The 12,657-nt window shown below is 67.2% G+C and carries 10 protein-coding genes; 5 read left to right on the plus strand and 5 right to left on the minus strand.

Translation table 11 applies throughout. The annotated features are described in order from the left end of the window. Positions 1-11: 11 nt before the first annotated feature. Together A5789_RS16575 and A5789_RS16580 are read right to left on the minus strand one after the other, a co-directional pair. A complete protein-coding gene (locus A5789_RS16575) occupies positions 12-536 on the minus strand; it encodes a DUF402 domain-containing protein (RefSeq protein WP_063013043.1) in 525 nt (174 codons plus the stop codon). A gap of 86 nt (positions 537-622) precedes the next feature. Then, the gene (locus A5789_RS16580; RefSeq protein ID WP_082856930.1) at positions 623-1,186 is read right to left on the minus strand and encodes a hypothetical protein; all 564 of its coding nucleotides are present in this window, start codon (positions 1,184-1,186) and stop codon (positions 623-625) included. A gap of 870 nt (positions 1,187-2,056) precedes the next feature. On the opposite strand from A5789_RS16580, the gene uvrB reads away from it, so the two are divergent. Next, positions 2,057-4,240 (plus strand): excinuclease ABC subunit UvrB, encoded by a 2,184-nt coding sequence (gene uvrB, locus A5789_RS16585; RefSeq protein WP_064904629.1) that lies wholly within the window; start codon positions 2,057-2,059, stop codon positions 4,238-4,240. A 71-nt stretch (positions 4,241-4,311) separates the two neighbouring features. Here uvrB and A5789_RS16590 read toward each other — a convergent pair whose 3' ends face one another. Continuing rightward, positions 4,312-4,782, minus strand: a complete 471-nt coding sequence (locus A5789_RS16590) for a VOC family protein (RefSeq protein WP_030514599.1) — start codon at positions 4,780-4,782, stop codon at positions 4,312-4,314. A 142-nt stretch (positions 4,783-4,924) separates the two neighbouring features. Between A5789_RS16590 and A5789_RS16595 the strand changes: the two genes are divergently transcribed. From A5789_RS16595 to A5789_RS16605, 3 genes are all read left to right on the plus strand, one after another. Beyond that, a complete protein-coding gene (locus tag A5789_RS16595) occupies positions 4,925-5,764 on the plus strand; it encodes a helix-turn-helix domain-containing protein (protein ID WP_227463181.1) in 840 nt (279 codons plus the stop codon). Between the two features lie 104 nt (positions 5,765-5,868). Then, complete coding sequence (locus tag A5789_RS16600; protein ID WP_063013048.1) at positions 5,869-6,285, plus strand: DoxX family protein; 417 nt, start codon at positions 5,869-5,871, stop codon at positions 6,283-6,285. Positions 6,286-6,721: 436 nt separating this feature from the next. Continuing rightward, a complete protein-coding gene (locus A5789_RS16605) occupies positions 6,722-7,174 on the plus strand; it encodes a universal stress protein (RefSeq protein ID WP_030514596.1) in 453 nt (150 codons plus the stop codon). 27 nt (positions 7,175-7,201) lie between these two features. Here the strand turns inward: A5789_RS16605 and A5789_RS16610 are convergent, their stop codons facing one another. Further along, positions 7,202-9,580 carry an ATP-binding domain-containing protein gene (locus A5789_RS16610; protein ID WP_064904627.1) on the minus strand — a complete coding sequence of 793 codons (2,379 nt, stop codon included), beginning with the start codon at positions 9,578-9,580 and terminating at the stop codon, positions 7,202-7,204. Positions 9,581-9,805: 225 nt separating this feature from the next. Further along, on the minus strand, positions 9,806-11,146 hold the full coding sequence (locus A5789_RS16615) for a diguanylate cyclase domain-containing protein (protein WP_321190277.1): 1,341 nt from the start codon (positions 11,144-11,146) through the stop codon (positions 9,806-9,808). A 306-nt stretch (positions 11,147-11,452) separates the two neighbouring features. On the opposite strand from A5789_RS16615, the gene A5789_RS16620 reads away from it, so the two are divergent. Further along, positions 11,453-12,595, plus strand: a complete 1,143-nt coding sequence (locus A5789_RS16620; protein ID WP_064904623.1) for a beta-ketoacyl synthase N-terminal-like domain-containing protein — start codon at positions 11,453-11,455, stop codon at positions 12,593-12,595. Positions 12,596-12,657: the final 62 nt, after the last annotated feature.

Genomic DNA, 12,657 nt, shown 5'->3' on the forward strand with positions numbered 1-12,657 from the left:
GGCCCGGCCCGTTACCGCCAGCCGATCTCGATACCTCGCGAGCGCAGCCAGGACTCGAAATCGTAACCGTGCGAGGCGATTCCGTCGATCGCCCGGGTGGCGGCCTCGATCGCCTGCTGCGCCTGCGACGCGCTCAGATATCCGGCGGCGTGAGCGGCCAGGAGCTCGTCGACGTCGAGCAGAATCGCCTCGCGACCGGTGCGGACCACGATGTCGAGGTAGTGGTCGACCGACTTCCACATCTGCGGTCCCGCCGCCTCGAAATCGCCGATATCGAGGTAGAAGTCCTGGTCGCGCCGGTGGGTGGGGCGGAAGTGGAAGATGGTGGCGCGCAGCGACAGCTCCGGCAGCAGCCAGGATTCGAGGTAGTGGAATTCCGGATGATCGGCGGTACGGGCCATGTAGAGCCCCCACGGTTCGGTCCGATACGTCTCCACCGGCCGCACGAAGCCCTTCGGATCGGTGTTGGTGGACCCGGCGAGGTCGAAGTATTCGATCTTCGGCCGATGCAGATCGACCACATGCCCCTGCGTCATGCCCCGAATCTACCGCCGCGGGCCCGCAAAACGCCCGCTCGCGCCGCGATCCGGATGATCATCGACGCGAGCGGGCGGTGACGCGGTTACAGCCAGTGCAGGGCGATGCCCTGGGTGGTGAGCCAGCGTTCGAAGTTGTGATCGTGCGAGGCGATACCGTCGACGACCGCGGTGGCCTGCTCGAACGCGCGCTGAGCGGTCTCGGCCGATACGTGGCCGGCCGCGTGCGCGGCGAACAGTTCGTCGACCCCGTGCAGTTCGCAGACGTGGCCGTTGCGGGCGACGATGTCGATGTAGTGGTACTCGGCCCGCCAGCGCTTCGGCTCGATCTTGGCGAAGTTGCCGATATAGATGTGATAGATCGGATCGCGATCGTGTGCCGCGTTGATGTGATGCATGGTGACGCGGATCGACTGCCTGGGCAGCAGCCAGGTCTCGGTGTAGCGGTAGGGCGGGGTATCGGCGGCCCGGACCAGATACAGCCCCCACGGCTCGGCGTGATAACTGTCGACCGAATGGACGAAACCGCGGGAATCGGTTCTGGTGAGATCGGCGATATCGAAATATTCGACGTGCGGTCTGTGTGCCGTACCCGATGGTGGCACCGGAATCGGTGCTTTTCGGCCCGGAATGTTGCGATTCGACGGCATTGGGCTGACTCCATTGGGCGCGGCAGTGCGCAGAGTCCGGGTGACACGTTCAGCGAGGAAACCGGCCATAACACTTGCCCTTCTCGACTTCCGACCGGATCAGCGTACACCCGGGCAACCCCCTCCGGCGGGGTGAAAACGACACGGAATTCGGCTGATTCGGCCGTGCCGTGATCATCGAGGCGGCTTGCGCTACCGGACATTTCGGGCATCTGGTCGGTTGATCCAATGCTGCGCGCGCGGTTGCCGGAGCAATGCTCCCGCAGCCCCGGCAAACCTCCGGCCAGGCCTGTCGCAATGGTCGGCGGCGGGGTTCCGGAGGCGCCGGTGGTCGGGAGTGTGGCCGCGCGTTGGGGGAATTGTCGAATTACTCTGCGGGATAATATTTTCGGCCCGCAGTGGCCGAAACGTGGTGGCGTATTTCGAATTGTTCGGAATGTCGGAAAGGGGCGGCGGAGAATTGCGCCACCGGTAGCGCGGGCCGGGCCGAAATGATTGGCATACGGCATGTTCCGGAGGAGGGGACGGCCTCGGCGGGCCCGCCGGGTGTGTCGACGCTCGATCCGGAGGGTCCGGCTCACGGTGGACGGTCCCGGGCATGTGCGGGTTCGGGCGCGCCGGCGGGGTCACACGGGGCAGCCGTCTCATCGAAGGCCGGAGGGCCGCCGGTTTTGCCGTGCGGTTGCCCCGCGTGGCCGTTGCGCACGCCGGGCGGCCGCACCGGCCGAGGCGGTGTCAGGGTCGTGTCGTGCGGCGGCAGGCCGCTGCCGCCGATACACAGTCGTGGCCGAAAAATGATCACCGGGTATCTGGCTGTGCCCGCGGTCACGGCGCCGGAACTTGTCGGTGCCGCGGCTTACCCTGGTGACCATGGCTTTCGCAACGGAGATCCCCGCGGATTCGGACGCACCCGGCGGGCAGCCGCTGGCGCATTCGGAATTCCGGCCGATCGGGGCGATCGAGCGCTCCGACGGGCGGTTCGAGGTCGTCAGCGAGCATCAGCCCGCCGGTGACCAGCCCGCAGCGATCGCCGAGCTGGAGCGGCGGTTGCGTGGCGGCGAGAAGGACGTGGTGCTGCTCGGCGCCACCGGCACCGGCAAGTCGGCCACCGCGGCCTGGCTGATCGAGCGGGTGCAGCGCCCGACCCTGGTCATGGCGCCGAACAAGACCCTGGCGGCCCAGCTGGCCAACGAACTGCGCGAGATGCTGCCGCACAACGCGGTGGAGTACTTCGTCTCCTACTACGACTACTACCAACCCGAGGCCTATATCGCGCAGACCGATACCTACATCGAGAAGGACTCCTCGATCAACGACGACGTGGAGCGGCTGCGCCATTCGGCGACCTCGAGCCTGCTCTCGCGGCGCGATGTCGTGGTGGTCGCCTCGGTCTCGTGTATCTACGGTCTGGGTACTCCGCAGTCCTATCTGGACCGCTCGGTGCAGCTCGAGGTCGGTACCGAGGTCGAGCGCGACCGGCTGCTGCGCCTGCTGGTCGATGTCCAGTACACGCGCAACGACATGGCCTTCACCCGCGGGTCGTTCCGGGTGCGCGGCGACACCGTCGAGATCATTCCCTCCTACGAGGAGCTCGCGGTCCGGATCGAATTCTTCGGCGACGAAATCGAGGCGCTGTACTACCTGCATCCGCTCACCGGCGATGTGGTGCGTCAGGTCGACACCCTGCGCATCTTCCCGGCCACCCACTACGTGGCCGGGCCGGGCCGGATGGAGCGCGCGGTCGTCGATATCGAGACCGAACTCGAACAGCGGCTGGCGGATCTGGAGCGGCAGGGCAAACTGCTCGAGGCACAGCGGCTGCGCATGCGCACCCAATACGACCTGGAGATGATTCGGCAGGTCGGGTTCTGCTCCGGTATCGAGAACTACTCGCGGCATATCGACGGCCGCCCGGCGGGGTCGGCGCCGGCGACGCTGCTGGACTACTTCCCCGAGGACTTCCTGCTGATCATCGACGAGTCGCACGTGACCGTCCCGCAGATCGGCGGCATGTACGAAGGCGATATGTCGCGCAAGCGCAACCTCGTCGAATACGGCTTCCGGCTGCCCTCGGCGGTCGACAACCGCCCGCTCACCTGGGAGGAGTTCGCCGACCGGATCGGCCAGACCGTGTACATGTCGGCCACGCCCGGCCCGTACGAGCTGGGCAGTACCGGTGGTGAATTCGTCGAGCAGGTGATTCGCCCGACCGGTCTGGTCGACCCGCAGGTAGTGGTCAAGCCGACCAAGGGCCAGATCGACGATCTGGTGCACGAGATCCGCGCCCGCACCGAACGCGACGAACGCGTCCTGGTGACCACCCTGACCAAGAAGATGGCCGAGGACCTCACCGACTATCTGCTGGGCATGGGGGTTCGGGTGCGCTACCTGCATTCGGAGATCGACACGTTGCGCCGCGTCGAACTGCTGCGGCAGCTGCGGCTGGGTGAGTACGACGTGCTGGTCGGCATCAACCTGCTGCGTGAGGGCCTCGATCTGCCGGAGGTGTCGCTGGTCGCGATTCTGGACGCCGACAAGGAAGGCTTCCTGCGCAGTGCCACCAGCCTCATCCAGACGATCGGGCGCGCCGCGCGCAACGTCTCCGGCGAAGTGCACATGTACGCCGACAAGGTGACCGATTCGATGCGCCAGGCCATCGACGAGACCGAACGCCGGCGGGCCAAGCAGGTCGCCTACAACGAAGCCAACGGTATCGACCCGAAACCGCTGCGCAAGAAGATCGCCGACATCCTCGATCAGGTCTACCGTGAGGCCGACGAGACCGAGGTCGAGGTCGGCGGATCCGGACGCAATGCCAGCCGCGGACGCCGTGCCCAGGGCGAACCCGGCCGCGCGGTGAGCGCCGGCGTGTACGAGGGCCGCGACATCGCGAATATGCCGCGCGCGGAACTGGCGGATCTGGTGGCCCAGCTGACCGATCAGATGATGAACGCCGCCCGCGAGTTGCAGTTCGAGCTGGCCGGGCGATTGCGCGACGAGATCGCCGACCTGAAGAAGGAGTTGCGGGGTATGGACGCTGCCGGGCTGAAATGAGTTCCCGCACAGCATCTTTCCCGCGGATGCGGCGGTGCCCCGGCCGGACCGGGGCACCCGCGCGGCCCGCTTCAGCTCTGCGTGGCCATCCACTCGTTGACCCGGCGCTCGCCCTCCTCGCGCGAGACGTCCTCGACCCGGGTCATGACCACCCAGCGATGTCCGAACGGATCCATCACCAGCCCGTAGCGGTCGCCGGTGACGAACGTCTGCGGCTCCTCGACCCGGGCTGCGCCGTGTTCGGCGGCGCGGGCGACGACCGCGTCGACATCGGGGCAGTAGTGCACGATGCTGGTGTGCACCCAGCCCGATTCGGGTGCGCGCACCCCGTGATCGGGGATGGGCATACCCATCTGGATGGTGGAATCGCCGATCGCCAGTTCGGCGTGCGCCGGTTGCCCGTCGGGAAGGTCGTTGCGGCTGAGCACCTTCGCGCCGAAGACCGCGGAGTAGAACTCGATGGCCTTGTTGCCGTCGGGTACGGCCAGGAAACAGTTGATGGAGTGATAACCCTCGGGAATGGGATTGACGTCGTTGCTCATAGGGACAACTCTCGGCTGTTGCGCGGAGAAGATCTTGGAAGAAGGCGACAATCTCGTCCGCGGCGGGAGACGGTCCGTGCCGACCGGTGATGGGCGCGCGAAAGGCGCTGCACTGCAACCGGTTCCGGTACCACCACCGGAAGTGACCAAGGGCATTCTGCATCCTCTCGAGCAGGAGCGACACCGTCGGCTGATCCGCTTGCCGGCCGGTCCGGGCACCGCCGAATTCGTCGAATGGTATTGGTCGGTCTCCTGGGATCTGCGCGGCAGGCCGCCTTACCAGGCGCAGGTGCTGCCGTTTCCCTCGGTCAATGTCAGCTTCGAGCGGTCCGTCACCCGCACCGGCGGGTTCGTCAACGGCGTGACCACCGGCAAATTCGTCCGCGAACTGGCGGGGGAGGGTGAAACCTTCGCCGCGAAGTTCCGTCCCGGTGGCTTCGGCGCCTTCACCGGAATCGATGTGGGCGCCCTGCGCGATACCGCGATCGAACTGGCCGAGGTGCTGCCGGAGGCCGCAGGCCTGACCGAACGCGTGCTGGCGGCCGACAGCGCCGGCGACCGCCGCGACATCGTCGACGCATACTTCGCCCGTGCCGCGCGCCGCCGCACGCCCGACGACAACTATCTCCTGGTGCTGCGCATCATCGCCGCGATGGAAGCCGATCCGGACCTGACCCGCGTCGACCAGGTCACCGCCCGTTTCGACATCCCGATCCGCACCCTGCAACGCCTGTTCCGCCGCTACGTCGGAGCGGGCCCGAAGTGGGTGCTGCGCCGCTACCGGCTTCAGGACGGCGCACAACTGCTGGCGCAGGGCCGCACCGACGATCTGGCCACTCTGGCACTGGAACTCGGCTATTTCGATCAAGCCCATTTCAGTCGCGAATTCGCGAACGAGATCGGAATGGCGCCGCTGGAATACGCGCGCGCATCGCTACTGTCGCACCACGCCTCACCGCGGGACTCGGCGCCGGATCGCTGATTCGTTTCGGCCGAACCGGTTCCGGGAATAACCGAACACATAAGTAGTTGAATGCTGTACTACCAGCCCGGCGGCGGTGCTGCCGGCCGACAGAGGAGTTGGCGATGAGTGTTCTGGTGCTGATCGGGCGCATTCTGTTCGTCATATTGTTCGCGAGTTCGGCGATCGGGCATCTGACGCAGGCCGATGCGATGACCGGTTACGCCCGCAGCAAGGGTGTTCCGATGGCGAAGGAGGCGGTGCTGGGCTCGGGGGTGGTGCTGCTGCTCGGGGCCTCGAGCGTGCTGCTCGGGGTGTGGGCCGATCTGGGTTCACTGCTGCTGTTCGTATTCCTGCTGCCGACCGCATTCCTCATGCATCCCTTCTGGAAGGAATCCGATGCTCAGGCCAAACAGGGGGAGATGATTCATTTCAACAAGGATCTGGCATTGGCCGGTGCGGCGCTCATGCTGTTCGCCTTCTTCGCTCATGTCGACGATCTCGGCGCCACAATCACCGGACCGCTATTCCACCTCGGATGATCGCGAACGGCCGCATTCGGCATTCCGTTTATTACCTCGCATATCCGGTAAGCGCCCGAATCGGTTCCCGCTGCCCGGAATTGTGAGTTCTCACCATCGCGCCCGGGTGTCGTTGTGCACCCGGGCAATCGAGGTCGGCGCAATTGGGGAATACCCCCTTCTGTGACGAAAATCCCAGGGCCACAAGCGGGTTCGCAACTGCGACAACGATCGCAGCGAGATGGGTCTGCGGTCGGGATCCGCGCTGCTGAGACGGGTCGTGCGGCCATCCGGCCGGCTAATGTGGCGTGGGGATCGCGAGGCGCACCGATGTGATGTATTGCGATTGTCGATGATTCCGGCGCGATAACGGTTATGGTCTAGCGCAGTTGCCCGCGCGGGTTTCTGCTCCGGAATTGCGCGCAGGCATCCGCCCACTTGTATGTTTGGAGGAAAGATGACCGCCTACCGGTCCATTGTCGTCGGTACCGATGGCTCGGATTCGTCGTATGTCGCTGTCGAGAAGGCTGCCGCGCTGGCCGGCGACGCGGGCGCCACCCTGTACGTCGCATGCGCGTACTACCCGACCGACGACCGCGATGTGGCCGCTGCGGCCGACGTCCTCAAGGACGAGGCCTACCAGGTGCGCGGCTCGGCGCCCACCAACGAGATCCTGCGCGTCGCGCGGGACAAGGCCGTCGCCGCCGGTGCGACCAACATCGTGGAGCGGGCCGTCGTGGGCGAACCCGTCGAGTCGCTGCTGAACCTGGTCAAGGAGGTGGAGGCCGATCTGCTGGTCGTCGGTAACCGCGGCCTCAACACCCTGACGGGGCGCTTGCTCGGCTCGGTGCCCTCCGACGTCGCGCGCAAGTCGCGCAGCGACGTCCTGATCGTGCACACCGTGCGCTGACGTTCGCCCGACCTGCCGCCCGGGTCCTCAGCGCAATGCGCCGAGGACCTGGGGCAGTGTGCCGGTGTGAACCACCGATAATCGCTGTGTGGCACGGGTGAGCGCCACGTAGAGGTCGTTGAGTCCGCGCGGCGACTCGTCCAGGATGGCCTGCGGCTCCACCAGCACGACCGCGTCGAACTCCAGGCCCTTCACCTCCGCCACCGTCAGCACCTGCACGGATTCGCCCGCCAGCGAGGCGAATTCGCTCACCGTCGCATGTGGGGCGAGCACGGCGGTGATTCCCGGCTCGCCGGCCTCGGCGTCGACGAGTTCGGTGACCGCGGCCAACGAGCCGCCGGCCGCGACCTGCACGGCCCGCGGCGCAAAGCCGGATTCCCGGACGGAGCGGGGAATGGTCGCCTCCGGGTCGATCGCGGCCAGCACATCGGCAGCGACCGCCATGATCTCGGCGGGCGTGCGATAGTTGACTGTCAGCTCGGTGAGCTTCCAGCGCTGTGCGACATAGGGTTCCAGCATGCGCTGCCAGGACGAGGCGCCCGCCGGATCTCCGGTCTGCGCGACATCGCCGACCACCGTCACCCAGCGATTCGGAATGCGCCGCATCACCATTCGCCACGCCATCTCCGACAGTTCCTGAGCCTCGTCGATGATCACGTGTCCGTAGGTCCAGCTGCGATCGCCGGCAGCCCGCTCGGCGGTCGTCTGGCGGTTGCGCACATGCTGGCGTTCGGCGAGCTGTCCGGCGTCGATCAGGTCGTAGGCCATGAGGATTTCCGGATCCAGGTCGTCTTCGAGATCCTGCGGCGCCGAACCGGTCAGGATGTCGAGCGCCTCCTGCGCCTCGGCCAGCTGCGCGCGCCACCGCCGCCGCGAGCGTTCCCGCTCCTCCGCGTCGTCGATGCCCAGCAATTCCGCCAGCTCGTCGAGCAGCGGCGCGTCCGCCGCCGCGAAAGCGGGCCCACTCGCCGCGTCGAGCGCGCGGAACAGCTCCTTGCGGTCCTCGGCGCTGAGCCGGTCCGCGGCGTGCGCGAGCCGCTCCGGCTCGGCCCACAGGTCGGCGAGCACCTGCTGCGGGGTCAGGATCGGCCACAACTGCGCGATCGCGCGCTGAATGCCGGCGTCGGCACGCATCTCGTCGCGAATCTCGGTGAGGTCGGCCTGGCTCAGCAGATTGCGCCCGGAACTCGACGGCCGCCGGCCCGCGGCGACATCCGCCTCGTCGACGGTGTCGGCGAACTGGTCCTTGCCGATGATCTGTGCTAGCTGGTCGGTCAGCGCGTCGACCACCGAGGCGGCGAAGATCGGGCGGGCGAGGTTGTGCGGGCGGCGCGAGGAGCGCGCCCGGCCGCGCGCACGGGTGGCGATCTTGCGATCCAGCGTCAGCTCGTACCCGTCGAAGTCGAGGCGGACCGGGTCGCGCGGTACTTCCTGCCGGTCGCGCACCGCCTTCTTCAGCACATCGATCATGTCGAGCGAACCCTTGAGTTCGCCCGCGCGCAGCGAATCCTCCAGTGTCGCTTCGACTCCCGGATACAGATTGCCGATCGTGGACAGCAGCACGCCGGTCTCGCCCAGCGACGGCAGCACTTGGCCGATGTAGTCGAGGAAGGTGGAATTGGGCCCGATGATCAGTACGCCGGCCTTGTCGAGCTGCTGGCGGTAGGTGTAGAGCAGATACGCCGCACGATGCAGCGCGACCGCGGTCTTCCCGGTACCCGGACCGCCCTGGACCACCAGCACGCTGCGGTGTTCGGAGCGGATGATGGCGTCCTGCTCGCTCTGAATCGTCTCGACGATATCGGTCATGTGGCCGGTGCGCGCCGCGTTCAACGCGGTGAGCAGGGCGCTCTCACTGCCGACGCCGCCGTCGTCGGAGTCGATCGCGCCGGCCCGCCGTGCCATCTCCAGATCGAGATATTCGTCGCTGATACCGGTCACGTTGCGGTTGCGTGAGCGGATGTGCCGACGCCGGGTCACGCCGTCGGGGGCGGCGGTGGTGGCGAGGTAGAACGGGCGGGCCAGCGGGGCCCGCCAGTCCAGCAGCAGGGTGTTGTAGTCGTCGTCCTCGTCTAGGATGCCGAGGCGGCCGATGTAGCGGTACTCGCCCTCGGCGCCGTCGTCGCCGGTGTCGTTCGCGGCCAGATCGATCCGGCCGAAGCAGAGCCCGTTCTCGGCGGCGTCGTATTTGGCGAGGTCCTCGGAGTAGAGCTGGGTGAACGATTCGCGTTCGCTGCGGGCCTGCGGCGTGCCGCCGGTCTCGAGCAGCACCGTCTTCAACCGGCGCTGCGCGTACTCCCGCATGCCGTCGAGCCGCTGATACAGCAGGGTGAGATAGCTCTGCTCCCGCTCCAGTTCGGCAGCGCGATCGGTGGCGGGGCGATCCTCGGTGAGGCGGTCGGGCAAAACGGAACTCCTTGTCACCACAGGGGCCGAGCGGGCCGCGCGCGAAGAGAACGGAATCGTCGAGTCTAGTTCGGGTTCGCGGGACTCGCCGTAGTCGCAGGTGAACGCGTCGCGACCTGGGTAGTGAAATGTTGCACTACCGGGTCGTCGAACGTCGCCTCGAACTCGGCCGTGCGATTGGGCCGGACGGGCAGCAGCGCGTGTTCGAGGGTCATCGCGGATCTTTCAGGAGGCGTGAGTGTTGTTCGGCCGCCGTCCCAGGGCGTTGCTCTCGGAGGTCGCCGGTTTGGCACGGTACATCGCCAGATCGGCGTCGTGCAGCACCGCTTCGGGGGTGCGCGGATCACCCGGGCGCAGCGCGGTGACGCCGATCGACGCCTCGATGTGGATGCGGTGGCCGCGGGCGATGATCGGCTCGGCCATGGTCTGGCGCAACCGGGCGATCAGGCCGTCCAGGTCGTCCGGCTGGGTGCGGCCGGACAGCAGTACCAGGAATTCGTCGCCGCCGATGCGGCCGACCACATCGTCGGTGCGCAGGCCGCGCTGCAGTCGCTGGGCCACGATCTGCAGCACGGTATCGCCGATCGCGTGGCCCAGGGTGTCGTTGATGGCCTTGAATCCGTCGAGGTCGATGAACAAAACGTTTGATACCGGCGACTGTTCGTCGACGCCCAGCGCGGTCGCCAGCCGCGAGAGCAACAGCGATCGGTTGGCCAGCCCGGTGAGCGGATCGTGGGTCGCCTGATATTCCAATTGCCTTCGGCTGGCACGGAATTCGGTGACGTCGTTGAACGAGGAGACGGCCGGCGAGTCGGCTGCGCCCGGGTTGAGCAACCGGCTCGAACCCGACAGCCAGCGCCGCTGCCCGTCCGGGCGGTCCACGCCGAACACGTAGCGGGAGATGGTTTCTCCCGTGGCGAGGGTTCGTGCCACCGGGTGATGGCTCGGGGCCAGCGGCTGGGCTTTCGCGTCGAGCAGCGCCAACGGCAGCGAATCGATGCGGCGGCCGACCAGATTGTCGCCTTCCTGACCGAAGATGCGTAGCGCCGCCGGGTTGATCGATTCGATCCGGCCCTCGCGGTCGATGACGACCACACCCTCCTCGAGTTGCGACACCACGGCCGTGAAATGGTGTTCGGCCCGGTGCTGGGCGGCCTCGGCGCGGCGCTGAGCGGTGAGGTCGTGGATCACCACCTGATAGGCCAGCCGGTTCTGCCAGACGGTGAGCACCGAGACCGTCTCGACGTCGACCGCCTGACCGTCGCTGCGGATCAGGGTCATTTCCGCTGTCTCGGACGCGTCGCCGGTCTGGTGCAGCCGGTCGATGCGCTCGAGCATCGCGGGCACGTCGCGATGCGCCACGAACTGGGTGACCGGATGTCCGACCACCTCGTTCACTCCGGGGGCGGCCAGCAGCCGCACGATCGCCGGATTGGCGTAGACGACGATGCCGTACTCGTGCACGACGACGCCATCGGGACTGTGCTCGACCAGGGTGCGGTACCGCTGGGCGAGCAGTTCGGCGTCCATCACGGCCTCGGGCCGGTTCTCACCTGCCTCAACCACATGTAACCCCCTGATCATGGTCTGTTCAGGTCAATTGGCGCACGGGATCATTCTGATGGTGACGTACCGCGGATCACAGCGCGGACGGTATTGGTTCGGTCACAGTTCAGGTTCTTATCGGGCCTGTGAGTGATCATGACAGGTGCCCGTTCCCGCGGTATCGGCGGACGGTACGCTGTCGGGTTCGGGTTCGGTCCGGTCGGGGGGCCGGACCGGGTGTTACGCCGGAGGCAGCTGCCCAGGCCGGGTGTAGGAGCGCGAATGCCGAACACAACCCCGATGTCAACTCGAGAATATCAAGATCGTATGCCGATCGCAGGTATCGGCGTCGTCGGCGGTTACGGCTGGGGCAGGGAGACGCTGTGGCGCGGTCTGCACACCGGTAAGGCGGCCGCCGGGCTCTATCCCGGCTACGGCGCCGACCGCGACGAATACGCGTGGATCGCCCTGGTGCCCGACGGCGGCGACGAGTCGCTGAGCCCGAGCCGCTACGCCCGGGCGGTTCAGGAGGCCGCGCGCGAGGCGATCGCCGACGCGACCGAACGAGGCTGGCGGCCGGGCCGCACCGTCGGGGTGATCCACGCGATCGTGCTCGGCGACGTCCGGGATTGGGAGGACTTCTACCTCGCCGACGACAGCCGCCGCCGCTCCCGCGACTATCTGCGCCTGCTGCCGTCGACTCCGATCTCGCTGCTGATGCAGGAATTCGGCTTCCACGGCCCCTCGATGAACGTCTCGGCGGCTTGCAGTTCGGCCAATGTCGCGCTGATCACCGCGCAGATGTGGCTGGATCAGGGTTTCGCCGACGACGTGATCTGCGTGACCACCGACCTGTCGGCGAGCCCCGACATGGTCCACCACTTCGTGCAGATGGGCGCGGCCGTGATCGACGCCGATCCGCTGGAGGCGTGCCGGCCGTTCCAGGAGGGCAGCCGCGGATTCAGCTTCGGTGAGGCGTCGGTGGCGTTCGTGGTCTCCCGGCAGGTGGAGCGGCCGTACTGCGCGATGCTGGGCGGGGCGATGACCAATGACGCTTATCACGTCGTGTCCGTCGACCCCGGTCTGGAGCGGATACTGGACTGTACGCGCCAGGCCCTGGACCGGGCCGGGGTGCGCTCCGGGGACGTGAGCTACTACAACGCCCACGGACCGGGGACCCGGCAGTGCGATGTGGCCGAACGGGCCGTGCTGGCGCGGATCTTCGACGACCGCCCGCAGGTCTATTCGATCAAGCCGCTGACCGGACATTGCATGGGTGCGGCGGCCGGCGTCGAGATCGCGGCGACGGCGCTGGGGTACGAACGCGGCGTCGTGGTGGCGCCGCCCATCGTGGCCGAGGCGCATCCTCGCCTGCTGGACGGACCCACCCCGTTCGACGGCGGATTCACGGTGAAGACCTCGCTCGGAATGGGCGGGCACAACTCCGTGGTGGTGCTCGGCCCGGCGTGAGCGCCGGGACCGCTCGGGTCGCGGAACGGGGCCGCTCGCGGTCGTGTCACCGAACTTGTCGG

The sequence above is a fragment of the Nocardia sp. 852002-51101_SCH5132738 genome, assembly GCF_001665695.1.
Classification (GTDB): domain Bacteria; phylum Actinomycetota; class Actinomycetes; order Mycobacteriales; family Mycobacteriaceae; genus Nocardia; species Nocardia nova.